General features: G+C 44.7%; 28 protein-coding genes, 1 other RNA gene, 1 pseudogene and 1 riboswitch. Of the genes and pseudogenes, 24 read left to right on the top strand and 6 right to left on the bottom strand.

The annotated features are described in order from the left end of the window. Nucleotides 1-44 precede the first annotated feature (44 nt). Nucleotides 45-518, top strand: a complete 474-nt coding sequence (locus tag AD710_RS17875) for a YppG family protein (RefSeq protein ID WP_016939060.1) — start codon at nt 45-47, stop codon at nt 516-518. A gap of 29 nt (nt 519-547) precedes the next feature. On the opposite strand, the gene AD710_RS17870 is transcribed toward AD710_RS17875, so the two are convergent. Beyond that, nucleotides 548-961, bottom strand: coding sequence for an Hsp20/alpha crystallin family protein (locus AD710_RS17870; RefSeq protein WP_045927220.1), 414 nt, complete (start codon nt 959-961; stop codon nt 548-550). Nucleotides 962-1098: 137 nt separating this feature from the next. Here AD710_RS17870 and AD710_RS17865 point away from each other — a divergent pair, with 137 nt between their 5' ends. The 9 genes and pseudogenes from AD710_RS17865 (at nt 1099) to AD710_RS17840 (ending at nt 8480) form a co-directional block, all read left to right on the top strand. Continuing rightward, a complete protein-coding gene (locus tag AD710_RS17865; RefSeq protein WP_016939058.1) occupies nt 1099-1605 on the top strand; it encodes a PTS sugar transporter subunit IIA in 507 nt (168 codons plus the stop codon). A gap of 98 nt (nt 1606-1703) precedes the next feature. Further along, nucleotides 1704-3950: a DEAD/DEAH box helicase gene (locus AD710_RS17860; protein ID WP_049628673.1), complete on the top strand. Its 2247-nt coding sequence runs from the start codon at nt 1704-1706 to the stop codon at nt 3948-3950. 19 nt (nt 3951-3969) lie between these two features. Next, nucleotides 3970-5208, top strand: coding sequence for a ribonuclease H-like domain-containing protein (locus tag AD710_RS17855; protein WP_049628672.1), 1239 nt, complete (start codon nt 3970-3972; stop codon nt 5206-5208). Between the two features lie 121 nt (nt 5209-5329). Next, nucleotides 5330-5437: pseudogene (locus tag AD710_RS19705) on the top strand (hypothetical protein); the annotation flags it as partial. Nucleotides 5438-5520: 83 nt separating this feature from the next. Next, complete coding sequence (cotD, locus tag AD710_RS19410) at nt 5521-5763, top strand: spore coat protein CotD (RefSeq protein ID WP_076982573.1); 243 nt, start codon at nt 5521-5523, stop codon at nt 5761-5763. Between the two features lie 88 nt (nt 5764-5851). Then, complete coding sequence (locus AD710_RS17850; RefSeq protein ID WP_029575374.1) at nt 5852-6400, top strand: SLOG family protein; 549 nt, start codon at nt 5852-5854, stop codon at nt 6398-6400. 79 nt (nt 6401-6479) lie between these two features. Then, a complete protein-coding gene (gene gpsB / locus AD710_RS17845; protein ID WP_003153541.1) occupies nt 6480-6779 on the top strand; it encodes a cell division regulator GpsB in 300 nt (99 codons plus the stop codon). A 55-nt stretch (nt 6780-6834) separates the two neighbouring features. Further along, an RNA gene (rnpB, locus tag AD710_RS19405) (RNase P RNA component class B) lies at nt 6835-7216 on the top strand. A 97-nt stretch (nt 7217-7313) separates the two neighbouring features. Continuing rightward, nucleotides 7314-8480 (top strand): THUMP domain-containing class I SAM-dependent RNA methyltransferase, encoded by a 1167-nt coding sequence (locus tag AD710_RS17840; protein ID WP_049628842.1) that lies wholly within the window; start codon nt 7314-7316, stop codon nt 8478-8480. A gap of 39 nt (nt 8481-8519) precedes the next feature. On the opposite strand, the gene AD710_RS19400 is transcribed toward AD710_RS17840, so the two are convergent. Further along, nucleotides 8520-8672 (bottom strand): YpzG family protein, encoded by a 153-nt coding sequence (locus AD710_RS19400; protein WP_003153548.1) that lies wholly within the window; start codon nt 8670-8672, stop codon nt 8520-8522. 164 nt (nt 8673-8836) lie between these two features. Between AD710_RS19400 and AD710_RS17835 the strand changes: the two genes are divergently transcribed. From AD710_RS17835 to pbuX, 5 genes are all read left to right on the top strand, one after another. After that, a complete protein-coding gene (locus AD710_RS17835; protein ID WP_049628671.1) occupies nt 8837-9028 on the top strand; it encodes a hypothetical protein in 192 nt (63 codons plus the stop codon). A 102-nt stretch (nt 9029-9130) separates the two neighbouring features. After that, nucleotides 9131-11050, top strand: a complete 1920-nt coding sequence (locus AD710_RS17830) for an ATP-dependent DNA helicase (protein WP_047475750.1) — start codon at nt 9131-9133, stop codon at nt 11048-11050. A gap of 119 nt (nt 11051-11169) precedes the next feature. Then, nucleotides 11170-12672: a carboxypeptidase M32 gene (locus tag AD710_RS17825; protein WP_049628670.1), complete on the top strand. Its 1503-nt coding sequence runs from the start codon at nt 11170-11172 to the stop codon at nt 12670-12672. 124 nt (nt 12673-12796) lie between these two features. Further along, nucleotides 12797-12896: riboswitch (purine riboswitch) on the top strand. Between the two features lie 98 nt (nt 12897-12994). Further along, nucleotides 12995-13579, top strand: a complete 585-nt coding sequence (gene xpt, locus AD710_RS17820) for a xanthine phosphoribosyltransferase (protein WP_049628669.1) — start codon at nt 12995-12997, stop codon at nt 13577-13579. Continuing rightward, nucleotides 13576-14880 (top strand): xanthine permease PbuX, encoded by a 1305-nt coding sequence (gene pbuX / locus AD710_RS17815; RefSeq protein WP_049628668.1) that lies wholly within the window; start codon nt 13576-13578, stop codon nt 14878-14880. Before xpt ends, pbuX begins: the two co-directional genes overlap by 4 nt. A gap of 430 nt (nt 14881-15310) precedes the next feature. Here the strand turns inward: pbuX and AD710_RS17810 are convergent, their stop codons facing one another. Continuing rightward, nucleotides 15311-15565 (bottom strand): hypothetical protein, encoded by a 255-nt coding sequence (locus AD710_RS17810; RefSeq protein ID WP_049628667.1) that lies wholly within the window; start codon nt 15563-15565, stop codon nt 15311-15313. A gap of 581 nt (nt 15566-16146) precedes the next feature. On the opposite strand from AD710_RS17810, the gene AD710_RS17805 reads away from it, so the two are divergent. Beyond that, complete coding sequence (locus AD710_RS17805; RefSeq protein WP_049628666.1) at nt 16147-16713, top strand: cysteine hydrolase family protein; 567 nt, start codon at nt 16147-16149, stop codon at nt 16711-16713. Between the two features lie 464 nt (nt 16714-17177). Here AD710_RS17805 and AD710_RS17800 read toward each other — a convergent pair whose 3' ends face one another. Next, nucleotides 17178-17444 (bottom strand): hypothetical protein, encoded by a 267-nt coding sequence (locus tag AD710_RS17800; protein WP_049628665.1) that lies wholly within the window; start codon nt 17442-17444, stop codon nt 17178-17180. 150 nt (nt 17445-17594) lie between these two features. After that, nucleotides 17595-17858 (bottom strand): hypothetical protein, encoded by a 264-nt coding sequence (locus tag AD710_RS17795; protein WP_049628664.1) that lies wholly within the window; start codon nt 17856-17858, stop codon nt 17595-17597. A gap of 197 nt (nt 17859-18055) precedes the next feature. Between AD710_RS17795 and AD710_RS17790 the strand changes: the two genes are divergently transcribed. After that, entirely contained in the window at nt 18056-18364 is a 309-nt protein-coding gene (locus tag AD710_RS17790) for an MGMT family protein (protein ID WP_016939045.1), read from the top strand. 27 nt (nt 18365-18391) lie between these two features. Here the strand turns inward: AD710_RS17790 and AD710_RS17785 are convergent, their stop codons facing one another. Next, nucleotides 18392-19000, bottom strand: coding sequence for a GNAT family N-acetyltransferase (locus AD710_RS17785; protein ID WP_049628663.1), 609 nt, complete (start codon nt 18998-19000; stop codon nt 18392-18394). A gap of 165 nt (nt 19001-19165) precedes the next feature. Here AD710_RS17785 and AD710_RS17780 point away from each other — a divergent pair, with 165 nt between their 5' ends. The 7 genes from AD710_RS17780 (at nt 19166) to AD710_RS17760 (ending at nt 26231) form a co-directional block, all read left to right on the top strand. Beyond that, nucleotides 19166-20266, top strand: a complete 1101-nt coding sequence (locus AD710_RS17780; RefSeq protein WP_049628662.1) for a type III polyketide synthase — start codon at nt 19166-19168, stop codon at nt 20264-20266. After that, nucleotides 20266-20772, top strand: a complete 507-nt coding sequence (locus tag AD710_RS17775; protein WP_049628661.1) for an isoprenylcysteine carboxyl methyltransferase family protein — start codon at nt 20266-20268, stop codon at nt 20770-20772. The genes AD710_RS17780 and AD710_RS17775 overlap by 1 nt, the downstream gene beginning before the upstream one ends. Nucleotides 20773-20843: 71 nt before the next feature. Beyond that, a complete protein-coding gene (gene fbpC / locus AD710_RS19700) occupies nt 20844-20939 on the top strand; it encodes a Fur-regulated basic protein FbpC (RefSeq protein ID WP_095241696.1) in 96 nt (31 codons plus the stop codon). 182 nt (nt 20940-21121) lie between these two features. After that, nucleotides 21122-24703, top strand: a complete 3582-nt coding sequence (locus tag AD710_RS17770; protein ID WP_049628660.1) for a dynamin GTPase — start codon at nt 21122-21124, stop codon at nt 24701-24703. Between the two features lie 67 nt (nt 24704-24770). Continuing rightward, nucleotides 24771-25028: a YpbS family protein gene (locus tag AD710_RS17765; RefSeq protein ID WP_016936698.1), complete on the top strand. Its 258-nt coding sequence runs from the start codon at nt 24771-24773 to the stop codon at nt 25026-25028. Nucleotides 25029-25104: 76 nt separating this feature from the next. Continuing rightward, a complete protein-coding gene (locus AD710_RS19695; RefSeq protein ID WP_003153570.1) occupies nt 25105-25248 on the top strand; it encodes a hypothetical protein in 144 nt (47 codons plus the stop codon). A 95-nt stretch (nt 25249-25343) separates the two neighbouring features. After that, nucleotides 25344-26231 (top strand): 5'-3' exonuclease, encoded by an 888-nt coding sequence (locus tag AD710_RS17760; RefSeq protein ID WP_016936697.1) that lies wholly within the window; start codon nt 25344-25346, stop codon nt 26229-26231. Nucleotides 26232-26233: the final 2 nt, after the last annotated feature.

Here is a 26233-nt window from a genome sequence, read left to right as displayed (position 1 = left end):
CATATATAGAAGAAACTAAGCGAGAGGCACAGGGGGAATGTCATATGCAATGGAGAGCGCAGCCGTATCAAAATATGTACCAGCAGCCGGCGGGATATTTCTATCCGCAGCAGATACAGCCGCTGCAGCAGCCGAATCAGCAGCAGATGCAGCCATTACAGCCGCAGCCGTATCCGCAGCAAATACAGCAGCCATTGCAGCAGCCGCCGTATCATCAGCAAGGGCAGTTTCCGCCTCAATTTTATCCGAATCAGGAATACGGTCATATGCAGCAGCCGTACACTCCCGCCCCGCCTCAGGCAGGCATGCCCGGGGGGCCGCCGGGATTTGTGAATCCTTACCCCGTTCCCAGACCGAATCAGCAGCAGCCTTCCCAATTCTCAGGGATACTCTCCCAGTTTAAAAAGACAAATGGACAGTTTGACTTTAATAAAATGATAGATACGACGGGGCAGATGGTAAGCGCCGTAAACCAGGTCGGATCGCTGGTGAAAGGATTTACCAGTATCTTTAAATAAAAAGCATGAATGATATCTATCATTCATGCTTATTTTTTAGGTAAAAAGATGGTAAGCGTGTGCTCATTCCAGGATGTTTCCATATCTTCTTCACGCACCTCATAAGGGAGGACGACGGTTCTTGTCATGCTTGAAGACACATGGGATGAATGGGCTTGCTTGTGATCGTGCCGGATTGTTACGTGGAGGTAGCACCCTTTCGTTTCCACCAGCATATCCCCGTCACGGAACGTCGGAGGGACGCTGATGTCAACCGCAAGGCCCGAGGGCTCTTCTCTGACGTCAATCGTTACTTGTGCTTCAGTAAAAGCAGAATTGACAAGATGCTGAAAACCCTGCATCAATTCTGAGAAGGGGCCTGAGTGAAAAAATTGATCCATCGCATGGCTGAGGATGTCTTCATTTCTTTCCAAATAACGTTTATCGTCTTCATTTTGTTCCATAGGATCACCGCCTTTTTACAACAGACTATGCGCTGTTATCCCGTATGGTTAAGAATTGAAGGAAAAAAGAAAGTATGGTTAAATAGTGGAGAATAAACTGGTAACGGACTCACATTTAGGAAGGGGAGCACAACACATTGCTGAAAAAATTATTCGGATTGGGAGACAGCCGGAAAAAGCCGGCCGAGGAAGTGATTTTTTCTCCGGCTGACGGAGCGGTGATGGATTTGGCTTCAGTGCCGGATCCCGTATTTTCACAAAAAATGATGGGGGACGGGATCGCCATCGAACCTGCAAACGGAGATATTGTTTCACCGGCTGAGGGAGAAGTGATTCAGCTGTTTCATACAAAACACGCAGTCGGCATCCGCACCCTTTCCGGAGCGGAACTTTTGATACATGTCGGTTTGGATACCGTCAACATGAACGGAGAAGGCTTTGAAGCACACGTAAAAGAAGGGGACAAAATCAAGACAGGCGACCTGCTTTTAACCTGCGATCTGGATTTAATAAAAGAAAAAGCAAGCAGCACCGTCATCCCTATGGTCATTATGAACGGCGATGCCGCGGAGCCTTTGCAATTTGCAGGCGCAAATGAAGCGAAAAAAGGACAAACAGAGCTTTTTACAATAAAAATGAAGTAGGCAGGGGCTGATTCCCTGCTTTTTTTCTTGTAAAGTATTTTCATCTAGCCAGGCAAACAAATATTCGGTAAACTGTACCTCATAAAGAGGTGTGAACGATGAAGAAAAAATCACTGAGCGAACTGATTCAGGAATTAAAAGATCACGAAAATATTGTGCATTGGCATGAAGAGGAACCGCGGGAGGCCAAAACCATGCCAATGCCCGATCAAGTAGACCCGAAGATCCGGGCGGCTCTCGAAAAGAGGGGAATCGAACGGCTCTTTACCCATCAATACTCCGCTTTCCGGACGGTTCAAAACGGAGAAAGCATCGTGGCCGTCACACCGACGGCCTCCGGAAAAACTTTGTGCTATAATCTTCCGGTTCTCCAGTCTATTGCGGAAGATTCCACAAGCCGCGCGCTTTATTTATTTCCGACAAAGGCGCTTGCGCAGGATCAAAAAAGCGAACTGAACGAAATCATAGATGAGATGGGCATGGACATCAAAAGTTTTACTTACGACGGCGATACCTCTCCGGCCATCAGGCAGAAGGTCAGAAAGGCCGGACACATTGTGATTACAAATCCCGATATGCTTCATTCAGCCATTCTTCCCCATCATACAAAATGGGTGAGTCTGTTTGAAAACCTGAAATATATCGTCATTGATGAATTACATACGTACCGCGGCGTATTCGGCAGCCATGTGGCAAACGTCATCCGCCGCTTAATGAGAATCTGCGCCTTTTACGGAAGCACGCCGTCATTTATCTGCACATCCGCAACAATCGCCAATCCGAGGGAATTGGCGGAGCAGCTGACGGGAAATCCTGTCAGGCTGATTGACGACAACGGCGCTCCAAGCGGAAGAAAGCACTTTGCTTTCTACAATCCGCCGATTGTGAATAAACCGCTGCATATTCGAAAAAGCGCCACCGTGGAAGTGAACGAGCTAGCCAAAACATTTCTGAAAAATAAGATCCAGACGATTGTTTTTGCAAGAAGCCGCGTCAGGGTTGAAATTATTTTAAGCCACATTCAGGAAATCGTAAAAAAAGAAATCGGCGCGAAGTCTGTCAGAGGCTATCGCGGCGGATATCTTCCGAAAGAAAGAAGAGAAATAGAGCGGGGATTAAGAGACGGCAGTATTCTCGGTGTTGTCAGCACAAATGCGCTGGAGCTCGGCGTTGATATCGGCCAGCTTCAGGTCTGCGTGATGACGGGATACCCGGGCAGTGTTGCGAGCGCGTGGCAGCAGGCGGGCCGGGCCGGACGGCGGCAGGGGGAGGCGCTGATTGTGATGGTCGCGAACTCTGATCCGATTGACCAATATATTGTGCGCCACCCTGATTATTTCTTTAAACGCTCGCCTGAATCTGCACGGATTAATCCTGATAACCTCATTATACTGGTCGATCATCTGAAATGCGCGGCGTATGAGCTGCCTTTCAGAGCCGAGGAAACATTCGGAGAAAATGAGGCAAAAGACATTCTCGAGTATTTAGAAGAAGAAGGGGTGCTTCATGAAAATCGTGAACGATATCACTGGGCGAGCGATTCATTTCCCGCTTCAAACATCAGTCTTCGTTCGGCCTCGCAGGAAAACGTGGTCATCGTGGACCAATCAGAGACGGCCGATGTGAAAATTATCGGAGAAATGGACCGCTTCAGCGCGATGACGCTTCTTCACGATGAAGCGATTTATCTTCATGAAGGGGTGCAGTATCAGGTTGAAAAGCTTGATTGGGAGCACAAAAAAGCATACGTGCGAAAAGTCGATGTCGAATATTATACGGATGCCAATTTAGCGGTGCAGCTGAAAGTGCTGGAAATCGACAGAACGGACAGCAGAAGGAAAACGGCCATCCATTTCGGGGACGTGACCGTGAATGCCCTTCCAACGATATTTAAAAAAATAAAAATGACGACATTTGAAAATATAGGATCAGGACCGATTCATCTTCCTGAAGAAGAGCTGCATACAAGTGCAGCCTGGCTTGAATTAAAAGAGACGGATTCTGAGATCGGCGAAAAAACGCTTGAGCAGCTGCTTTTAGGCATTGCTCACGTCCTGCAGCATATCGTGCCTGTATACGTCATGTGCGACCGAAATGACGTGCATGTCGTGCCGCAGATCAAAGCGGCTCATACGGGACTGCCGACAATCTTTTTGTATGATCATTATCCGGGCGGAATCGGACTTGCTGATGAAGTATATAAACGATTTGATGAAATCAATGAAGGGGCTATGCGTCTGATCAGACAATGTCCATGTCAAGACGGATGTCCTTCCTGCATCGGCTCCGAAATAGAGGGAATAGATGCAAAGAAAGCGATTCTCCGGCTCTTGAATTACGTGTAAAAGAAAAGGGGGACGAAAGATGTCCTTGAAAAATAAATTAAAGCGGATGAAAAACCACCTGAATATTCCGGAAGCTGAAATAAAGCCTGCTGCTTCTTCGCTTTCGGACCCGGATATTCAAGTCCCGTTTAAAGAAGAATGGGAGGCATTCGGAGTTAAGCCTTTCTTCTTTGAAGATGAATACTGTCTTATCCGCGAAACCGTTTATCCGCTTTCGCACCGCCACGGACGGTACAGCTTCAGTGAACTTGATGACGTCATGGCGTTATGGAATAAAGGCGGTTTGACGCATACTTTATCAGCCGAAGGATACGAAAAGAGCCAGCTGTTTTTCTTTGATACTGAAACGACCGGACTCGGCGGCGGGGCCGGCAATATGATTTTTTTGCTCGGTCATGCGAGGGTATATGAAGACCGTGTCACAGTCAAACAGCATCTGCTTCCCAAGCCGGGGAACGAGGCGGCTCTTTACCAAAGCTTTTTAAGTGAGGTTGACATTACGTCCCTTGTTACGTATAACGGCAAAGCCTTTGATTGGCCTCAGGTCAAAACAAGACACACATTGCTGCGGGACAGACTTCCGAAACTTCCTGAATTCGGCCACTTTGATCTTCTGCACGGGGCGAGACGGCTTTGGAAACATAAGCTGGAGCGTGTATCGCTTTCGGCAGTTGAAAATGAAGAGCTTGCCTTTAAAAGGGGTGAAGACACGCCCGGGTATTTGGCGCCGATGCTGTATTTCCAATTTTTAAAGGCGGAGGATCCCGATCTTTTAAAGGGAGTGCTCCTGCATAATGAACAAGACGTGCTCTCCCTTATTGCTCTTTACATCCATATGTCAAAAAAGATTTTTGCATCCGCTGATCAGACGTCGGAACATCAAGAAGCCTACGCCATGGCAAAGTGGTTTATCGCTCATAAAGAAACCGATCGGGCTGTTTCACAGCTGGAAGCGCTGCAAGGCAAAGTCTTTGAAGATTCAGATCGGGCCCTTTTTGATTTAGCGATGCTCTATAAAAAACAAAACCGCAGGCAAGACGCCGTGCCCCTTTGGGAGAAACTGACGGGCTCTGATCTTCACATATGCAGACATCAATCAGCGGTTGAGCTGGCGATCTATTTTGAGCATCATGCAAAAGATTTCAAAAAAGCTCTGCAGGCCGCGCAGCTGGCCGCAAAAGACGGGGAAATATCGGAAAAAGAAGCCGAGAAACTCCATGTGAGAATTGCCCGGCTGAAGAGGAAATATTCCTCTTGAAATATTGCCCGGGAAAGCGCAAAAGCCGAGCTGTTTCGCCAAAAATATTTTTTTCTGAATCAGCATCGATTTTGTTGTAGAATGGTGCCGCATCCTGTAAAATAGCGTTAGTTATTTATAGGGGAGAGTTGGTATGTATAAAGGTGTTTTTTACTTGTTCTTTGTCGTGGTTTTTTTGATTGCGTTTGTATTTTCGAATTTTAAAGACAGTCTGCTGATGCACTTCTAAATTGGGTGATTGAATTAGAACATGCACCCGCTTATCTTCATAACCTAACAGTGTAATAAAAGTTAATGGAGAGGGGATTTAGCATGTTCCATCATCATCATCATTGCTGCAGACCAAACGTAATGCCGCCGATTGTTCATCCGACTAATTGCTGTGAACACCATTGTTTTACTAACACGGTTGTGCCGCATATTCATCCGCAACATACAACTAACGTAAATCACCACAACTTTGAGCACGTTCATTACTTTCCGCACACTTTTTCAAATGTTGACCCGACAACTCACCAGCATTTTCAGTGCGGAAGCCCTTGCTGCGATCATTAGTATTGAACGTTTAAGCATGGTCGGTAAGGATATCAGCAAATCAAAATGGGGCCCGATGGGAGCCCCATTTTTTAAAGCAGGTGATCAATTGAAAGTATTAGCCGTAACGGGGTACAAGCCGTTTGAACTCGGTATCTTTAAACATGATGACCGGGCGCTCGTTTATATAAAAAAGGCGATAGAAGCCAGACTCAGAAGCTTTCTTGACGAAGGCTTGGAATGGATTCTCATATCCGGACAGCTGGGGACGGAACTATGGGCAGCAGAAACGGCGTACGATCTCAGGGAAGAGTATCCGGAATTAAAGGTTGCTGTAATCACGCCGTTCTACGGCCAGGAAGAAAAGTGGAAGGAACCGAATAAAGAAATGTATGAATCTGTGCTTGCACAGGCAGATTATGAGGAGAGCCTGACGCATCGGCCATATGAAAGCCCGCTTCAATTCCGGCAGAAAAACGCGTTTTTTATTGAAAAGTCAGATGCGCTTTTGCTTTTATATGATCCTGAAATGGAAGGATCGCCGAAATATATGCTGCAGCAGGCGGAAAAACGCCGTGAAAAAGACGGTTATCCGATTTATTCGATTACGATGGACGATCTCCGGGCTGCCGTTGAAGAAGAAGACTTCTTTACATAACATGTCAGAGAACATTTGACAACGGGACGTGTTTCTGAATAAAATATAACATGATGATTCACGATACGAGGTGAAAAAGATGCTTGCTGATAAAGTAAAGCTTTCTGCGAAAGACATTTTGGAAAAAGAATTTAAAACAGGCGTTAGAGGTTACAGACAAGAAGACGTTGACAAATTTTTAGATATGATTATTAAGGATTATGAAACCTTCCATCAAGAAATTGAAGAACTTCAGCAGGAAAATCTGCAACTGAAAAAACAGCTTGAAGAAGCAAGCAAAAAACAGCCGGTGCAGTCGAATACGACCAACTTTGACATTCTGAAAAGGCTGTCCAATCTTGAGAAACATGTATTCGGCAGCAAGCTTTACGACGAATAAGACAGATGCACTTGTCAAATGAGACAAGTTGCTTTATAATGAACAAGTGTTCTTAACGTTCGGGTAATCGCTGCAGATCTTTGAATCTGTAGAGGAAAGTCCATGCTCGCACGGTGCTGAGATGCCCGTAGTGTTCGTGCCTAGCGAAGAAATAAGCTAGGGCAGTCTTGATAGGCTGACGGCAGGAAAAAAGCCTAAGTCTCCGGATATGGCTGAGTATCCTTGAAAGTGCCACAGTGACGAAGTCTCATCAGAAATGTTGAGAGTGGAACGCGGTAAACCCCTCGAGCGAGAAACCCAAATTTTGGTAGGGGAACCTTCTTGAAGGAACTGAACAGATAGAAGGACAGAATGCTTTCTGTAGATAGATGATTGCCGCCTGAGTACGAGGTGATGAGCCGATTGCAGTACGACGGAACAAAACATGGCTTACAGAACGTTAAACATTTATTGATATGACAAATTAGAGCTCTCCTTTAAAGGGGAGCTTTTATCTTGAATGAAACGAAAGCTGAAAAGAGACAGGGTGATACGATGAAGAAGTACACACTAATCGCGACGGCGCCGATGGGAATTGAAGCGATTGTCGCCAAAGAAGTGCGTGATTTAGGCTATGAATGTAAAGTAGACAACGGAAAAGTCATTTTTGAAGGGGACGCGCTTGCGATCTGCCGCGCTAACTTATGGCTGCGGACGGCTGACCGCATCAAAGTACAGGTCGCCGAGTTTCAGGCAAAAACGTTTGATGAGCTGTTTGAAAAAACAAAAGCGATTGACTGGCGCGCATACATTCCAGAAAACGCAAAATTTCCCGTTATCGGAAAGTCCGTGAAATCAGTGCTTGCCAGTGTGCCTGACTGCCAGCGGATCGTCAAAAAGGCGATAGCGGAAAAGCTGAAACTGCAATCAAGAAACCAAAATGAATGGATTGAAGAAACGGGTCCCGAGTACAAGGTGGAGATTTCGCTTTTAAAAGATAAAGCCGTCATCACGCTGGATTCATCGGGAACAGGCCTTCATAAACGGGGATATAGGGTTGATCAGGGCGGAGCCCCGATAAAAGAAACGCTCGCTGCCGCTTTAGTTCTGTTAACGAACTGGACGCCTGACCGTCCGTTCGTCGATCCGTTTTGCGGTTCCGGCACGATAGCGATTGAAGCCGCCTTAATCGGGCAAAACATTGCTCCCGGATTTAACCGAGATTTTGTGTCGGAAGACTGGGAATGGATCGGAAAAGAACTGTGGGATAAAGCACGTCTTGAAGCGGAAGAAAAGGCGAACTATGATCAGCCGCTGCAGATTTTTGCCAGTGACGTGGATCACCGGATGGTCAACATCGCCAAAGAAAACGCAGAAGAAGCGGGGCTTGGAGACCTGATTGAATGCAAGCAAATGCGGGTGCAGGATTTTACGACGAAACTCGAATTCGGCGTAATCGTCGGAAACCCTCCGTACGGCGAACGGCTCGGCGAAAAAAAGGAAGTCGAGCGGATGTATAAAGAAATGGGCCGGGCATTTGAATCTCTTGATACATGGTCTATCTACATGTTAACGTCAAATGAACAATTTGAAGAGGTCTACGGAAGAAAAGCGACAAAAAAACGCAAGCTCTTTAACGGTTTTATCAAAACGGATTATTATCAGTACTGGGCTAAAGTGCGGCCGCGGCGGAAAAAGCCGCAACAAAGAGAAGACGCCTGAAACAGCGTCTTCTCCGGCATCTTTACATTTATTCTGCCATTACCAGCGGTGCGCTTTTGCATTGCTCCGTAAAATAATGTTGGTCTGGGACATTTCGGTGTGGCCGTTCACCTGCGATTTAGAGCGTTTCGGCCGCGTCCAATTGTGATGAAACAATTCAGAATGCTGATCTAATCGATCTTTATAACTCATGTAACCATCACTCCCGGATAGAATAAATTTGTGAAGATGGATATTCGATCGAATATCTGTTGTAGTTTGTGCAGGTCATGTGCCAATCATTCAGGAAGCATGTATAGAAAGTGAAGCATCGGCATAGAATGATGATTATTTCTATTCGAGAGGTGATCTATTTTATGCTGAACAGCGAGCACTTCAGTAAGATACAAAAGGCGCTGGCCGCAACTTCTTCCCAGCTGCAGGAAGTTGGAGCGGAGTTCGATCCTTCCGCCATGACTCACGCACAGGAAGATCTTGAAAATGCAGTAAAACATACACATTCAACAGACCATCCGTTTTTATGTTTGCATATCTTTAATCGGAAATGAAAATCAAAAAACTTGGCGCGGCCAAGTTTTTTTGTTGTATTGAGAAGGGTTAAATGATATTATAGATGGTCTGAATGCCGAATAGTTAGGGGTTGGAGTTGGGTGACAACATCACGTTTGCCTTTTGCTTTAACAAAAGAAAAGAATTTTTACGAAGAATTGAACAATTGGATTGGTGACGTGTTTTACGATATCCTTCCCGAAAAAGGCTTTGACCTTCGGGATGAGCAGGTATTTATGGCGTTTCAGCTTGAACGGGCATTTAAAGAAAAAAAGGTCATGTTCGCTGAGGCAGGAGTCGGTACGGGGAAAACGCTGGTGTATCTGCTGTTTGCCATCAGCTATGCCAGATATACGGGGAAACCGGCGATTATTGCATGCGCCGATGAAACGTTAATTGAACAGCTTGTCAAAAAAGAAGGCGACATTTCCAAGCTGACAGAGCATTTGGATTTACAGATTGATACTCGGCTGTCAAAATCCCACGAGCAGTACCTGTGTCTGAAAAAGCTTGAAAAAACGATGCAGCGTTCTGATGATGAAAAGTGGCTGGATCTTTATGAGTCGCTGCCATCATTCGTGCACGAGTCACAAGCGATGCAGCGCTTTTATCCGTACGGAGACCGCAAGCAGTACGCTGATCTGACGAATGAAGAGTGGTCAAGCGTAAGCTATGATTCCTTCCAGGATTGTTTAACATGTGATATGAGACATAGATGCGGTTTAACCCTTTCAAGAGATCATTACAGAAAATCAACGGACCTGATCGTTTGCTCCCATGATTTTTACATGGAACATGTATGGACGGAAGAATCACGCAAGAGGGAAGGGCAGCTGCCGCTTTTGCCGGATCACAGCGCCGTCGTGTTTGATGAAGGACATCTTCTGGAATTCGCCGCGCAAAAAGCGTTAACCTATCGCGTAAAGCAATCGACGCTTGAGCTGTTTTTAGAGCGCCTGCTTCAAAATGACATCAGAGAAGAATTTGCCGAACTGATTGAAGATTCCCTTGCTGCAAACGATGAGTTTTTCTATGTGCTTTCAGAGGAATCGAAGGAAATTGCCGGCTCTCACCGATTGGACATCCAAAACGACCAGCGCGTGAAGCGTGCGGCTGATGAACTGTGCCGTCTGCTCGATAAAATCGGCGAAGCGCTCGTATTTGAATCGGAAATGTATACGATCGATAAGTACGAGCTGTCAGTCGTAGAAGAATACGTCGAACAAATGGCATATTCCCTTTCACTGTATCAAAAGGACGCCATCAGCTGGCTTGAAACGCAGGATACGGACTCAACATTTGTCGTTATGCCGAGAACTGTAGCCGAAGTGCTTGGAGAAAAGGTCTTCTCTAAAAAGATCCCTTATATTTTCTCATCAGCCACTCTTTCTGAGGGCGGTTCATTTGATTATATTGCAGACAGTCTCGGAATCCGCGATCCTTTATCCTTTACTGTTGAGTCACCTTACGATTATGAGGAGCAAATGTCTGTTTCTCTTCACGGTGATATGACGTCTGAGCAGAAAACGGCCCGAACGATTGATACGATTAAGGAGAATGAAGGCCGCACCCTCGTTCTTTTCCCTTCCTTTGAAGACATGAAGGAATTTAAAGAACAGGCTGCCGCATGGGAGCTGCCGTATCCGATATATTATGAAGGTGACGAAGAGATCAGTAATCTGGTCGAAAAATTCCAGCGGGATGAAAAATCCGTGCTTTGTTCCGTCCACTTATGGGAAGGCCTTGACATTCCGGGTGACTCGCTTCGAAATGTGACCATTTGGGCATTGCCATATCCGCCTCATGATCCCGTGTTTACCGCAAAGCGGAACGGGGCGAAAAAAGATCCGTTTGAGGAGGTTGATCTGCCGTACATGCTGCTGAGAGTCCGGCAGGGAATCGGCCGCCTGATCCGCTCTAATCAGGACAGCGGAACCATATCTATTTATGCGGGCGGAGAAAGTGAACGGGTCTTGTCCGAGATCAAAAAGGTCTTGCCTGTTACACCGAAAATCGTATAAAAACAAATGCTGCAGGATTTTTATCCTGCGGCTTTTTTAAATTCTGGAAAACCAACAAGTTGACTTTATCACAGCGTTCCATTAGCCTGTAATTGATAGTGAAAAGGGAGGGAACGGATATGGATATACATACATATGAAAAAGAGTTTTTTGATCTGTTAAAAAGAGTATCCCATTATGAAGAAGCCATTGCGCTTATGCATTGGGATTCAAGGACGGGAGCCCCGAAAAAAGGCTCCGATGACCGTGCGGAAAGCATCGGACAGCTGTCGGCTGACGTTTTTCAAATCCAGACATCCGACCGGATAAAAGAGCTGATTGACATCCTTCTCGCGCATGCAAAAGAGCTCTCTGAAGATACAGTAAAAGCGGCGGAACTGGCAAAAAAAGATTATGACCAAAATAAAAAAATTCCTGAAGAAGAGTATAAAGAATACGTCATTTTGACATCAAAAGCTGAAACGGCTTGGGAGGAAGCAAGGGCGGCCTCCGATTTCTCCATGTTTGCTCCTTACCTTGAGAAGCTGATTGATTTTAATAAGCGGTTTATTTCTTATTGGGGCTATGAGGATCATCCGTACAACGCATTGCTCGATATTTTCGAACCGGGTGTTACGGTAAAGGTGCTGGATCAGCTGTTTTCTGAATTGAAGGAAGCGATCATTCCCTTAGTCAAAAAAGTGACGGCATCCGGCAATAAACCGGACACCGCCTTTATAACAAAAACGTTTCCGAAAGAAAAACAAAGAGATCTCTCCTTGTACTTCTTAAAAGAACTCGGGTATGAGTTTGACGGCGGCCGCCTGGATGAGACGGTGCATCCGTTTATGACGACAATCAACCGCGGCGATGTGCGGGTGACGACCAGATATGACGAAAACGATTTCCGCACCGCGATTTTCGGAACGATTCATGAATGCGGGCATGCAATCTACGAGCAGAATATTGACGAAGCGCTGAGCGGGACAAATTTATCTGACGGTGCATCCATGGGAATTCATGAATCCCAATCGTTATTTTATGAAAATTTTATCGGCAGAAATCAACATTTCTGGACCGCATATTATGAAAAAATGATTGAGGCTTCGCCTGATCAATTTCAAGATGTAAAAAGAGAGGATTTTGTACGCGCCGTCAACGAGGCGAAACCCTCCTTTATCCGAATTGAAGCGGATGAGCTGACGTACCCGCTTCACATTATTATCCGTTATGAAATTGAAAAAGCGATTTTCAGTAATGAAGTGTCAGTGGAGGAACTGCCTGCATTGTGGAATCAAAAATATCATGATTATTTAGGCATTACGCCGCCATCTGATGCAAAAGGTATTTTGCAGGACGTTCATTGGGCTGGCGGAGATTTCGGTTATTTCCCTTCCTATGCGCTCGGATATATGTATGCGGCTCAGCTGAAGAATACCATGCTTGACGATCTGCCTGAATTTGATCAATTAATCGAACGGGGCGATTTTGAGCCGATCAAACAATGGCTGACAGAAAAGGTTCATCAGCACGGAAGACGCAAACTGCCGCTTGACATTATTAAAGATGCAACGGGAGAAGAGCTGAACGTTCAATACCTCATTGAGTATCTTGTCGGCAAATATTCGAATTTATTTCTATAATCGAAACACCCGGTGTATACCGGGTGTTTTTCTAAAAAGACGAATAATAAAGACTGATTCTCTGAAAAAAGTTCGGAAGTATTTAAATTTCTCTATGCAAAATAAGCGGGTCTTGTTATAATTTGATTAATATCATATGAACACTCATATAATCGCGTGGATATGGCACGCAAGTTTCTACCGGTCACCGTAAATGTCCGACTATGAGTGAGCAATGGAACGGCTTTTATTCGGCCGTTACGTGTAGACATTCGGCATTGCTTGCTCTTTTTATTGAGAGCGGGCAATGCTTTTTTATTTTCTATAAGCGGGGGTAATCATTGTGGAAGCATTAAAACGAAAAATAGAAGAAGACGGAATCGTTCTTTCTGACCAAGTGCTGAAAGTGGATTCTTTTTTAAACCATCAAATTGATCCGGTTCTTATGCAGCAGATCGGCCGGGAATTTGCGCGCCGTTTTGAAAAAGACGGTATCACAAAAATCGTCACAATTGAATCTTCGGGCATTGCGCCTGCGGTGATGGCCGGCCTTGAACTCGGCGTTCCTGTCATTTTTGCGAGAAAAAGGAAGTCTCTCACGTTAACGGATGATCTGCTGACGGCGTCTGTTTATTCTTTTACGAAAAAAACAGAAAGTCAGATTGCCGTCTCAGGCAGTCATCTTTCTAAAGATGACCGCGTGTTAATCATTGACGACTTTTTAGCGAACGGACAGGCGGCAGAAGGGCTTTTATCCATCGTAAAACAAGCAGGCGCAGCGGTTTGCGGGATCGGCATTGTCATTGAAAAGTCATTTCAGCCGGGAAGAGACGAGCTTGTGAAAAAAGGATGCCGTGTCGAATCACTGGCGAGAATTCAATCGCTTAAAGACGGAAAAGTGTCATTTGTACAGGAGGTCCGTTCATGAAAAACAGCTATGCCAAAACTCTTTCCCTCGGTATCCAGCATGTCCTTGCCATGTATGCCGGCGCCGTTGTCGTTCCCTTAATTGTAGGAGCGGCGCTGGGACTGAATGCAGAACAGCTGACATACCTCGTTTCAATTGACATTTTTATGTGCGGGGCGGCAACGCTGCTTCAAGTGTGGAGAAATAAATATTTCGGCATCGGCCTGCCTGTTGTGCTTGGCTGTACGTTTACCGCGGTGGCGCCGATTATTTCTATCGGCAAGGAATACGGGATTGCTGCCATTTACGGAAGCATTTTGGCATCGGGTCTGCTTGTCATTCTGCTGTCTTTTTTCTTCGGCAAGCTCGTCGCCTTTTTTCCGCCCGTTGTAACCGGATCTGTCGTAACGATTATCGGGATGACCTTGATGCCGGTTGCAATGAATCATATTGCCGGCGGGGAAGGCAGCAAGGATTTCGGTGATCCGGCTAACCTTGCCCTCGGATTTACGGTGCTTGTCATTATCGTGCTGCTTTATCGGTTTACAAAAGGATTTTTGAAATCCATTTCGATTTTAATCGGCATTGTTATCGGGACGGCAATCGCTTATTTTATGGGCAAAGTGCAATTTGACAATGTGGCGAACGCTGACGCAATTCAAATGATTAAACCGTTTTACTTTGGGACGCCGACATTTCATGCGGCACCGATTATTACGATGTCCATCGTTGCCATTGTCAGCCTTGTGGAATCAACCGGCGTCTATTTCGCTTTAGGTGATCTGACAAACCGGCGCCTGTCTGAACGTGATTTAGCAAAAGGCTACCGCGCGGAAGGCCTTGCGGTATTCATCAGCGGCATTTTCAACGCATTTCCGTACACGGCCTATTCCCAAAACGTCGGCCTCGTGCAGCTGACGGGAATTAAGAAAAACGCGGTCATCGGTGTTACGGGCGCACTTTTAATGCTTTTCGGCCTTTTTCCGAAAATCGCAGCTTTCACGACTATCATCCCATCTTCGGTACTGGGCGGAGCGATGGTGGCCATGTTCGGCATGGTCATTTCCTACGGCATTAAAATGCTCAGCCAAATTGACTTCAAAAAGCAGGAAAATCTTCTGATCGTCGCGTGTTCCGTCGGATTGGGACTCGGCGTAACCGTCGTTCCTGATATGTTTAAACACCTGCCGTCTTACTTAAATCTTTTGACCACAAACGGTATCGTTGCCGGCAGCTTTACCGCCGTCCTTTTGAATATTGTTTATAATATGATTCCTAAAACGAAAAAAACCCTTGATGTGACAAGGGTTCAAGAGGGTTAGTTATCCGTTTTTCTTAAAAAAATAACATTTTAATAACATTTCTTTATGAAATCCCGAGATCGAGGATGCTTCCGAAAGTTGCTGAACTTTTTGCGAGGCATTCTCTTTTTTTCTTAGTTTCATTGTTTGAAAAGAAACAAATTGAGTGATGAGGCATACGCCTTACTTCGCCGAAAACTATCCGAAACTGTATGTAAGTGAACATATGACCAAATATAAAAGGTTTAAGGAGAATTAAGGGGGCGATCAAACTCGAATACTATTGCCAGAATGCGATACACGATGCTTGATTTAGAAATCCGCGTTTATGCCTGTGACCTGCACTGTGGCCGCAGCCATGGGGGATTTTAGGTTTTGAACAGGAGGGATAAAGCATGATTACAGTATTCAAAATCACCTAATGAAAGGGGCCAAAAAGGCCCCCTTAATTCTAGCTTGTGTAAACTCCATACCACACTCCGCCGCTGTTATAAGAATATGAAAATGTCCATTTAACACCGTTTTCATAAATAACAGAAGCAAAATTATTTGAAGAGCTTGCCACAACCTTTGTTGCCTGAATTGAGATTGAATCACTACTTTTTTCTTTTACAGAGTTTGAAGGAGTCATAGCAAAAGCAGGAGTAGCAGAAACCAATAAAGCAAGAGATAAGGCAGAACCAGTTAAAACTTTTTTCAATTTCATTTTAAACACTCCTTTTATTTTTTAAGTACAACTGTATTGTTACATATAATGTAAAAATATACAAGGTAATTTTTGTCAATGTTTTGTGAACTTATTTTAATTATTGAATCTGTCCATGCGAATTATAGTCGCGTATGGTCTCTGAGAAGGAATTTTTATGAGGATTAATAGGAACAGGTGAATCGGGAAAAGATGAATGGCGGAAATACCCTCGAAAGGTTATTTTACATTTACTACTCTAAGTAATGATCTATAGCTTTATATAAAGTAACGTGGAGATTCCCTATTGTAAAAGTATATAATGATTTAGAGGCTAGATACTGTAAAGAAAATCAAAAATTCCATTCTCTAATCGTGCAGTTAAAAGAAATGATGAAAAGTACACAATTATATTTTGTGAAACTCGGTTTAATTTAATGCATCCTTAATGGGGAATTCTCTGTACCGAGTTCGGAGTAATCTCAGATAAAACAATCGGCGGTTGCTTATTTGATGTTTATTTTTTAAGTCATTATACAAAAGTAAAATCTTAATTTAAAATGTTATAATAAATACGAATTTTCAATGTGGGGGGTTATCTTGTGGAAGAGACGAAAAAAGCATTAATCATTGTGGATGTACAAAAAGCTTTCGATGATAAAAAATGGGGAGAACGAAATAACGTAAAGGCAGAAGAAAATATCAGTAGAATACTGAAATTATGGAGAGAAAAAGGATGGACAGTCATATACATCCAACACATTTCTGATAAACCCGGTTCTTTATTTTATCCGAAAAGTGAGGGAGTTGCGATAAAGGAAATCGTTAAGCCTATAGATGAAGAAGTCATCATAACGAAGAAAGTAAACAGCAGCTTTATTGGTACTAATCTGGAAGAGTTCTTAACATCAAATGGTATAACAACTGTCGTAATAACTGGTTTGACTACGCCTCACTGTGTATCAACAACTGCAAGAATGAGCGGGAACCTAGGATTTGATACATATCTCATTTCAGATGCAACAGCAGCCTTCGGTATGAGAGACCAAAATGGTACATATTATGATGCGGCAGCTATTCACAATATATCTCTGGCTACATTGCATGATGAATTTGCCACAATATTAACGACTGATCAATTAATCAATGATTTTATTGAAACTCACTGATTATGGGCGGGCGGCTTCTCCAATAGGAGGCATTTTTTTATTGTTCACACTTTGTTTTTATTAGCAATAGCGATTGAAAAAAGCATCTAGAGCAGATGCTTTTTTTGTTCGTATATGCGAATCATTCGCCTAAGGGGGTAGGGAAAAATTATATCATTTGTTCACGTCAGCATATATCAAGATATAGGGTGATCCTTAACAGTAGCTAGGGAACTCAAGCGCCCGAGAAATGATTGAAGGTTCCGGATTAATCCACGATAAAGAGTTGAGTTCAGCTTTTTGATAGCCGCGTGATTCTCTAAAATGGTAGGAGGATTTTAGATTATGCGGTGTTTTGACTAAAAGCGGGAAACCAATAATTACCATTGGGTAAAATGAAAATAGCACATGGATATTAATATGTTTGATCTTTTATAAAAGGCAATGAAAAGTGAAACTGGAAAAGGGGCAGAGCCCCTCATATATTAGTAACAACGCTCGTAATTCCCATACCAGATCCCGTTCCAGGAAGAAACTCCTTTTAAATACCAGTTATTAACGCCGTCAAAATAGATGTTCGGAACTTCATTTCGGGAAAACCATGGACCAAATTGATCTGCCACACATGTTCTTAACGCCTTTGTTTCATTTGTTGTGCTGGCAGCCGGAGCAGCAGTTGCAAAAGCAGGAGACGCTGATACAAGTAGAGCCAGAGATAATGCAGAACCTGTCAATACTTTTTTCAATTTCATTTTTGACACTCCCTTTTAAAATAGGATTGAAAAATAATATCTGGTTGAAAAAGTTAGCATACTGGCAATCAATTATTCTTTCATCGAAAAGGTAATATACGGATTATATTTAGTGTTATTCAAGCCAAGCTTTCTGTCCGTCATAAACAATCAACTTTTATAGACGGCCGTCCAAGTCCCATCAGCTCCATGGAAGGTGATGTTGTCTAAATAATAGAGAACCCCATCCTGGTATATTGAACTAGGATAATCAGGGCCAGAGCCATTAAGTATGATTGTTGCCAAAGCAGTTACTTCCTTCTCAGTACTTTTGGGAGAAGGTGTATCAGCAGGACCTGCGGCAAATGCGGGAGCGGCAGAACAGAGCAAAGCGAGTGACAAGGCTGATCCTGCTAAAACTTTTTTCATCTTCATTGTAAACACTCCTTTTCTTTATTTAATACAATTGTATTATTACATATTGTGCCAAAAATGTACATGATTATTTTTGTTGATTTTTTGTGAACAAACAGATAATCTATTTAAACGCAGAGACAGAATAAGTATGATGAAGCAATCATCATCTATAAAAAACAATAAAAATCATCTGCTCTTGCGAAATGAGGGGTTGCATGACATTTACGGAGCGGGCGTTAGCCATTATTAAACAGATACCTGAAGGAAAAGTGATGACGTATGGGCAAATTGCCGGTCTTGCGGGAAGTCCGCGGGGAGCGAGGCAGGTTGTGAGGATTCTTCACTCCATGAGTAAAAAGCATCGTCTCCCTTGGCACAGGGTCATCAATGCGAAGGGGGAAATCGGATTGAAAGATGAAGAGATGTTTTCTGTACAGAAGCTGTCCCTTGAGGCTGAGGGGGTAGAGGTCACGTCAGACGGGCGGATCGATCTCAATTTATACGTCTATGATCCGAACATGTAAAAAACCTGCCGTATATCGGCAGGTTTTTCAGTTATATGCTCCGAGCCGGTCAGAAAGGTTTTGCCGGATATAAGGCCATTCCTCCCGAAGGATGGAGTAGTAGGCGGTATCTCTGAGGCCGCCGTCGACAGCCCGAAGATGCGCGCGGCGGATTCCTTCAAATTGGGCACCGATCCTCAAAATCGCAGTCCGTGAGCGCTGATTGCGAACGTCGGTTTTCAGCGTCACCCTGACAGCCTGCCACACGTCAAACGCATGGGTCAGCATCAAAAGTTTACACTCCGTATTGACACCGGTCCGCTGTACGGAAGAGGTATACCACGTGCTGCCAATTTCACACACTTCCGGAGCTGCCTCCGCCGGCCGCGTAAACACCTCCACATCCATAAACCTCGTGCTTCCGACGATTCGGTCAGTTTCAAGGCTCCGTACTGCAAAAGGCAATGCGATTCCTTTTTCATAATCGGAAAGCGCACGCTCAATATAACGCTTTGTTTCTTCGATGCCGTCAGGAACATGGGTGTAAGCATAAGCCGTCCTATTTTCTGAAGCAGCTTCGCAAAGTGCCTGAGAGTGATCAATCGCCAGCGGCTCTAACTGAACGAGTGACCCTTTAAGAATTACAGGTGTCAGCATCCCAATCACAACCTTTTTTCATGAATGGGTCAAGTATAGTCGAACGGCTTATCATTCAAAAGGGCCAATTTTAAATTAAAATGGCATGTCAGTGAAATCCTCGGTTCAAACTTATGCATACATTCAGGAAAAAAGCGGAAACCTTTATGTGAAGAGGTGATGGGCATGGCATATGTGTTATCGGTCGGAACCAGCATTCCGGAATATCATGTCTCGCAAGAAACGGCGGCGGATTTTGCGAGAGGGATGTTTGCCAATTCATTTAAGGATATTGACCGGCTGTTAAAAGCTTTTCAAAACGGCGAAATTGAATCAAGACAGTTTGTCCGGCCGATTGAATGGTATAAAACGGCACGGGGTTTTTCAGAAAAAAACCGGCTGTATACGGAAGAAACCGTTAAGCACAGTGTGGATGCGGCGGTTGATTGTTTGACAAACCCGGGATGTTTAACAAACCCAATTCCATATGAAAAAGTGGATGCGATCTTTTTTATTTCCAGCACCGGGCTTTCGACACCAAGCATTGAAGCGAAAGTGATGAATCAGCTTCCGTTTTCTTCAAAAACAAAACGGATTCCGATCTGGGGACTAGGATGCGCAGGCGGGGCGGCCGGCCTGTCCAGGGCGTACGAATACTGCCGCGCCTACCCTGAAGCTTACGTGCTTGTCATCGCGGCCGAGCTTTGCAGCTTAACGTTTCAGCCTGAGGACAAGTCAAAAAGCAACTTAATCGGAACCTCCCTGTTTGCGGACGGAATTGCCGCCGTGCTGATCGGAGGGGAGAAGGCGAACCGAAAAGACGTCAAACAGCCGCTCGTTCCGCGTATATTCGCCACTCAATCGGTGATGATGCCCGATGCGGAAGATGTGATGGGCTGGGAATTCACCGACAGCGGGTTTCAAGTCATTTTTTCAAGAGACATTCCCACCCTTGTTTCGCATTGGCTGAAAGACAATGTTGATGTATTTTTACAAGAACAGGGAATACTGTCTCACGACATTAAAACCTTTCTTGCCCATCCCGGCGGGAAAAAGGTCATTGACGCCTATTTAACGAGTCTTTCAATGGACACCGGACAGCTTGCTGCATCTCAGAAGGTGCTGCAAAAACATGGGAATATGTCTTCTGCAACTATTTTTCATGTCATAAAAGAGCAGCTGTTGCACGGACGGCAGAAAGAAAACGAAAAAGGGCTGATCGGCGCTCTCGGGCCGGGATTTTCGTCCGAGCTTTTGCTGTTCAGCTGGGAAAAGGGGGCATCTTAATGTTTTGGCTGTTTATCATGTTGCTTGCCGTCCAGCGGATTGCGGAGATGATCGTAGCCCGGCGCAATGAGCGGAAAGTGAAAAAGCAAGGCGCCGTCGAATACGGAGAAGGGCATTATCCCTTTCTCGTCCTGATGCACGTGCTCTTTTTTGTCTCTCTTACAGCCGAGGTCGCGGCATTTCATAAAGCGCTTTCTCCAAGGTGGGCCGCCATTATATGTATCATTTTCTTTGTGCAGGGGATCAGGTATTGGGCGCTTTTATCATTAGGGCAATATTGGAATACGAAAATTCTTGTCGTGCCGGATGCGGAGCTTGTCAAAAAAGGGCCGTACAGGTGGATGAAACACCCGAACTATGCGGTCGTCATTTTAGAATTTATCTTGCTGCCGCTGTTATACGGAGCGTACTGGACATTGTTTCTCTTTTCAATCTTGAATGCATGCATGCTCACTGTGAGAATTCGCGCCGAAGAGAAGGCTTTAGAAGAAAACACCGCAAAATAGGATTGAAAATCATTCTCACTCGTGATAAGATGTAAATATGAAAATGATTCTCATTCAAGGTGGTGCGGAAAATGACCATGTTATTTTTACTGGCAGCCGTTTGTACATACAGTGTTTTAATTGGTTTTGTTTTGAAAAAAGTTTCGAATAAATCAATGTCCTCTTAAACATCTGCGGTTTTTCCGGCCGCGGGTGTTTTTTCTTTATCAGCTGCCGATATCGGCGGCTTTTTTGCGTTTCCAGAAGAAAAGTAAGCCATTCTTGTGTAAAATGGGAGAGAGGTTTTTTTCAGAGCTTTCTAAAAACGAAAACGTCATTTGATGCGACAGACACAAAGGGGTAAAGACACATGACAGAAGAAGAACGCCGTAACAGGGAGATGTTCAACAGAACGGGAGCTTTATACGCACAATTTTTGGATCACCATGATGAAAAACGGGCCGATCAGCTCGCGGCCATTATGAAAAAAGCGGCTGATGAAGAGGTTTATATCGCATTTACCGGGCATTATTCGGCCGGAAAATCCTCTTTATTAAACACATTGCTCGGTGAGGACATACTGCCGACAAGTCCGATTCCTACAAGCGCCAACCTCGTTGTCATCCGGCACGGTGCGGATAAAGTCGTGCTTCATACGACTGACGGGGCTTATGCAGAAATAGAAGGAAGTTACGATAAAGAACAAGTGCAGCAATTTTGTAAAGACGGTGAGCAGATTGAGACGGTGGAAGTCTATGCCGGCTTTGAGGAGTCAGAGCCCCATGCGGCCTACATTGACACACCGGGGATTGATTCAACCGACGAAGCGCATTTTTTATCAGCCGCATCAATTCTTCACCAGGCTGATGCTTTATTTTACGTCGTCCATTATAATCATGTTCATTCAGAAGAAAATATGCTGTTTCTCAGCTCCGTCAAGGACCGTATACCGAATCTGTTTTTGATCGTCAACCAAATTGACAGGCAAGATGAAACCGAAACGAAGTTTGAAGAGTACCAGAAACAGGTGGAAGAGATGCTCGAAGGCCTCGGAATACCGAAGGAATCGCTTTTCTTTACATCTGTCACCGAGCCTGATCATCCGTTAAACGGCATTGAAAAGCTGAAAAAACATCTGCAGCAGCTGAAACGGCAGGCAAAAACAAACCTATGGCCCTTAACGGAGAAAAAAGTTGAACATTTGGTCAAGGAGCATACAGACATGCTCGTAAAAGATGCGAAGAGCGGCAGCGGGGAGCGGTTTGAGAAACAGGAAACACTCGTCCGTTCTGTCGAAGCTGAACTTGAAAATGCCGTTCAACAGGCTGAAACAGCAGAGAAAGACATCAGAAAAGACGTGCAGAACATCTTGCAAAACGCAAATCTGACACCGTTTGAGATGAGGGAGCTTGCATCTGCTTATATTGAATCACAGCAGCCCTCGTTCAAAACAGGATTATTCTTTTCAAAAGCGAAAACGGCAGCAGAAAAAGAGAGAAGGCAGGCTGAATTTTTTGCTGATATTAAAAAAAGAACGGAAGGGGAAGCGGATTGGCATATTATCGACACATTTACGAAAGCGGCCAAGCGTTATGAAGCGGAATCTGATGAACTGATCAAGAAAATACAGGCGTACCGCACAACGCTTTCTGATGATATCACCGCACAAGCCCTAAAGCAGGGAGCGGCCTTTTCAGCTGAATACGTATTAACCTATTCGAAAGATCTCGCCGACATGATCCGAAGAGAAGCGAAAAGGCAGACAGCAGAGCTCATTGAGGAACTGACTGCTTTTGTGCAGGCAAAAAACGGACCGCTTATAGAGAGCCTGAGAAAACGGCTTGAGAAAGAAAGAGCAATAAGAGATGAGCTTGCGCAATCGGCAGAAGAAGAGCGCAATGCCGAAGAAAAAGCTGCCCGCGTCCGCGCTTTGTGGGAAGAAGAATCAGCCTATGATAGGGGGAGCAGCGACTGGTATACGCGAAAAAAACGCCTTGCGAAAGCACCCGTCCAAAAAGAGAAACCAATAGAGACTGTACTGCATGAAGTAAACAAGCCCGAGAAAATTGCGGTGAAGGAACTTTCTATAAAAGAGCAAGTGGATCGGTTCTATGAACTGGCGGGGATTCTTGACTCATCAAGCCTATTAGGAAAACAGGCAGAAGCCTTTCGAAGCAGGATTGATCGGCTTGAAAACCGTCAATTTACATTGGCGTTATTCGGAGGTTTCAGCTCGGGAAAATCATCGTTCGCCAATGCACTGGTCGGGGAATACGTGCTTCCTTCATCACCGACGCCGACAACGGCCACGATCAACAAAATAACGAAACCGCAAGACGGCAAACCGCATAAAACTGCGGAAATCGTTTTTAAAACGGAAGAGGAGCTGGACGCTGAAATGCTTCAGCTGACAGAGCTGAAAGATACTGACATAAAAGGGCGGTCACTGAACGAGAGGTGGAATTATGCCATTAAAAAGGGAAAAGTGCCTGATGATCTTACGCCGGTGATTCAAACGATGCTTCAGGCGTATAATACGTACGAAGAACAGATCCGTCAGAGGCTGACATTGACGGTTCCGATTGAAGATTTAAAACCGTACGCAGCTGAAGAAAAAACGGCCTGCTGCGTGAAGGAAGTCACCGTGTATTATGATTCGCCTCTCACGCAAAAAGGCATTACCATTGTTGATACGCCGGGAGCAAGCAGTATAAACAAGCGTCATACGGAGCTTGCTTTTCAATATATAAAAGATGCTGATGCGTTCTTTTATATGACGTACTATCAGCATTCTTTTTCAAAAGGAGACAGGTCTTTTCTGAAGAAACTCGGCCTCGTCAAAGAATCATTCGGCATGGATAAAATGTTTTTTGTCATTAACGCCGCCGATCTTGCCAAAACGGAAAGCGAGCTGGAAACCGTCAAAGACTATGTCCGCTCTGAACTCTCAAAAGAAGGAATTAACCGGCCGAAATTATATCATGTCTCAAGTAAAGAAGAGCTTGCGGGAAAGAATAAAGCTTTCTATAACGGATTCTCTGATGTAAGAACCGGACTTGCGCACTTTATTGAGGAAGATGTAATGAGGGCCAGCTGCGCGCAGCTGCAAACAGAGGCGGACAAATTGTGCGATATGGTGGAACAGCTTCATGAATCTCTTCACCAGTCGGCAGAAGAAAAAGAAAAAAAGAAACAGCGTCTGGAATCTTCTTATGAAAAAGCACTCGCTGATGTTTCAAAGCGCCGTACGTCTGAGGTCATCATTCGAAAAGTGATGAAAGATACGGAAGAACAGCTCTATCACATTAAACATCGTCTGTCATTTTATGCGAATGATATGCTGAAAACCGCCTTCCATCCGGGTCTTCAAAATGGCGATTGGAAACGAAATATATCAGCGGCGCTGAAGGAGGCGCTTAAGGAATTCCGTTTTGAATACATTCAAGAGCTGAAGACGCTCGATATCCGGATGACCGGGTTTATTGAGCGCCATATGACTGAGGAGTGGATGGAGAACTGCCGGAAGAAGCTCATGGAAGACGGGAATTTTTCCATTTATGTCAGCGCTGAAAACGAATTTGCCGTTCAGCTGAAAGAGGTCGCGCCGGTCATTGACGTCTCAGCATTCACACATCACGTTAAAGAAGTGAAATCGCCGAAACAGTTTTTTGAACAGAACGGAAAAGCGGCATTTGTAGAGGGGCTCAGGCTCAGCCTGCAAAAAGTGACAGAAAGATGGCTTGAGCAGGAGAAAGAAAGCCTTTCAGCACGCTATACTGAGCAGGTGCGCCGTCTTCAGGAAAAAATGGCGGTTCAAAGCCTGTCCCAGATCCGTGAGCAGCGTGACACTTATTTACGGGGGCTTGCGGAAAATACCGGTGCCGGAGAAATTGAACGCCTTTACGAGGCCGGAAAAGCATGGAAAAAGAAAGATGAAATCCTGAAAATTTAAAAATCCGGTTGGCGGGTATATAACAGTCGTGGTAGACTAAAATGAAAAAAGCGAGATGAAACCTTTTATGTCAGAAGTCCATAAAGCAATTTCAGCACATTCCGCAAAACAGCATCAGCACGTCAAAACATTTGTGCAGCTTGACTATCAGCGTGAACAGGCGATTGAAGAAGCCATTGTAAAATGCAGACGGAATGAACCGTTTACGACAGATGCCATCAACGGCATCACCGCAAAAATGAACCAGCTGGCTGAAAAGGGAATAGTGCCGCAAAGGCGATTCGTAAGTGAAGAAATGGTGAAAGAATTCGTCAGCAGACAGTAATGGTTGAACCTGCCGTGTGTGGCGGCAGCGCTTGCTGCGCATACTATCCGTATCTTCTCTAAGGGGGGATATGACAATGGGCAGAACAAAACTGGGAAACAGAAATGCTCAGCAGAATAACAATGCCAAAAAGAAAAACGGTTTCGGACAGAAATTTGATTCTTATGCCGGCCGTGAAGCTGAAAAGCTGATGGCAAGCAATAAAAGACACGGTGAGTAACGTGACGGCAGCATCTTCCAAACGGGAGGATGCTGTTTTTTTACGGCCTTCCTATGGTAAAATAGGAACATTGAATAAAAAAGGAGTTTCGATATATGAATAACAAATTACTGCTCGTTGACGGCATGGCGCTTTTATTCCGTTCGTTTTTCGCGACAGCCGTGCATCGCAATTTTATGATAAATGAAAACGGAATTCCGACAAATGGAGTCAACGGATTTTTAAAGCATCTCATTACGGCGGTTGATACTTTTCAACCCACACATGTCGTCTGCTGCTGGGATATGGGAAGCAAAACGTACCGCAATGACTTGTTTCAGGATTATAAGGCCAACCGGAGCGAGCCGCCTCTTGAGCTCATTCCGCAATTTGATTTAGCGAAAGAAGCAGCGCGAGAGCTCGGGTTTTTAAACATTGGCATAAAAGGCTATGAAGCCGATGACTGTATCGGTACGCTCTCTGCCTTATTTTCCGGTGAAGCGGAAATTACGATTGTAACGGGCGATAAGGATCTGCTTCAATTGCTGAATGAACAAGTTCAGGTGGCCCTGCTGCAAAAGGGAATCGGCAATTATAAAGTATATACAGATGAGATATTCAGAGAAGAAACGGGGGTTCCGCCAAAGGCGCTGATTGACATAAAGGCGCTGATGGGAGATACAAGCGACAACTATCCCGGCGTTAAAGGAATCGGAGAAAAAACGGCGTACAAGCTGATCCGTGAATACGAAAACATAGAACGGTTATTAGAAAGTCTCGCTTTACTGCCGAAGGGCCAGCAAACGAAAATTCAGCAAAGCTTAAAAGAATTGGAGCTGTCAAGGCAGCTTGCTGAAATACATTGCGAAGTGCCGTTAGTCTGTACGCTTGAAGAAGCGATTTTTTCATTGAAGATGGAAGAAGCATCCTTAATGCTCAGACGCCATCAGATAAAAGGAATTGAAAGGATGCTCGAAAAGCTGAACGCCAGAGAGATCAGCTGATC

The sequence above is a fragment of the Bacillus sp. JFL15 genome (assembly GCF_001184225.1).
Taxonomy (GTDB): domain Bacteria; phylum Bacillota; class Bacilli; order Bacillales; family Bacillaceae; genus Bacillus; species Bacillus siamensis.
Note: the sequence above shows the minus strand (reverse complement) of the source record. Positions and strands in the feature narration are given on the sequence as shown.

What these genes read in the sequence shown, in the direction of transcription:
- AD710_RS17875 (WP_016939060.1), top strand. Translation starts at nt 45, where the DNA reads ATGCAATGGAGAGCGCAGCCGTATCAAAATATGTACCAGCAGCCGGCG.
- AD710_RS17870 (WP_045927220.1), bottom strand. Translation starts at nt 961, where the DNA reads ATGGAACAAAATGAAGACGATAAACGTTATTTGGAAAGAAATGAAGAC.
- AD710_RS17860 (WP_049628673.1), top strand. Translation starts at nt 1,704, where the DNA reads ATGAAGAAAAAATCACTGAGCGAACTGATTCAGGAATTAAAAGATCAC.
- AD710_RS17855 (WP_049628672.1), top strand. Translation starts at nt 3,970, where the DNA reads ATGTCCTTGAAAAATAAATTAAAGCGGATGAAAAACCACCTGAATATT.
- cotD (WP_076982573.1), top strand. Translation starts at nt 5,521, where the DNA reads ATGTTCCATCATCATCATCATTGCTGCAGACCAAACGTAATGCCGCCG.
- gpsB (WP_003153541.1), top strand. Translation starts at nt 6,480, where the DNA reads ATGCTTGCTGATAAAGTAAAGCTTTCTGCGAAAGACATTTTGGAAAAA.
- AD710_RS17840 (WP_049628842.1), top strand. Translation starts at nt 7,314, where the DNA reads ATGAAGAAGTACACACTAATCGCGACGGCGCCGATGGGAATTGAAGCG.
- AD710_RS19400 (WP_003153548.1), bottom strand. Translation starts at nt 8,672, where the DNA reads ATGAGTTATAAAGATCGATTAGATCAGCATTCTGAATTGTTTCATCAC.
- AD710_RS17835 (WP_049628671.1), top strand. Translation starts at nt 8,837, where the DNA reads ATGCTGAACAGCGAGCACTTCAGTAAGATACAAAAGGCGCTGGCCGCA.
- AD710_RS17825 (WP_049628670.1), top strand. Translation starts at nt 11,170, where the DNA reads ATGGATATACATACATATGAAAAAGAGTTTTTTGATCTGTTAAAAAGA.
- pbuX (WP_049628668.1), top strand. Translation starts at nt 13,576, where the DNA reads ATGAAAAACAGCTATGCCAAAACTCTTTCCCTCGGTATCCAGCATGTC.
- AD710_RS17810 (WP_049628667.1), bottom strand. Translation starts at nt 15,565, where the DNA reads ATGAAATTGAAAAAAGTTTTAACTGGTTCTGCCTTATCTCTTGCTTTA.
- AD710_RS17800 (WP_049628665.1), bottom strand. Translation starts at nt 17,444, where the DNA reads ATGAAATTGAAAAAAGTATTGACAGGTTCTGCATTATCTCTGGCTCTA.
- AD710_RS17795 (WP_049628664.1), bottom strand. Translation starts at nt 17,858, where the DNA reads ATGAAGATGAAAAAAGTTTTAGCAGGATCAGCCTTGTCACTCGCTTTG.
- AD710_RS17790 (WP_016939045.1), top strand. Translation starts at nt 18,056, where the DNA reads ATGACATTTACGGAGCGGGCGTTAGCCATTATTAAACAGATACCTGAA.
- AD710_RS17785 (WP_049628663.1), bottom strand. Translation starts at nt 19,000, where the DNA reads ATGCTGACACCTGTAATTCTTAAAGGGTCACTCGTTCAGTTAGAGCCG.
- AD710_RS17780 (WP_049628662.1), top strand. Translation starts at nt 19,166, where the DNA reads ATGGCATATGTGTTATCGGTCGGAACCAGCATTCCGGAATATCATGTC.
- AD710_RS17775 (WP_049628661.1), top strand. Translation starts at nt 20,266, where the DNA reads ATGTTTTGGCTGTTTATCATGTTGCTTGCCGTCCAGCGGATTGCGGAG.
- fbpC (WP_095241696.1), top strand. Translation starts at nt 20,844, where the DNA reads ATGACCATGTTATTTTTACTGGCAGCCGTTTGTACATACAGTGTTTTA.
- AD710_RS17770 (WP_049628660.1), top strand. Translation starts at nt 21,122, where the DNA reads ATGACAGAAGAAGAACGCCGTAACAGGGAGATGTTCAACAGAACGGGA.
- AD710_RS17765 (WP_016936698.1), top strand. Translation starts at nt 24,771, where the DNA reads ATGTCAGAAGTCCATAAAGCAATTTCAGCACATTCCGCAAAACAGCAT.
- AD710_RS19695 (WP_003153570.1), top strand. Translation starts at nt 25,105, where the DNA reads ATGGGCAGAACAAAACTGGGAAACAGAAATGCTCAGCAGAATAACAAT.
- AD710_RS17760 (WP_016936697.1), top strand. Translation starts at nt 25,344, where the DNA reads ATGAATAACAAATTACTGCTCGTTGACGGCATGGCGCTTTTATTCCGT.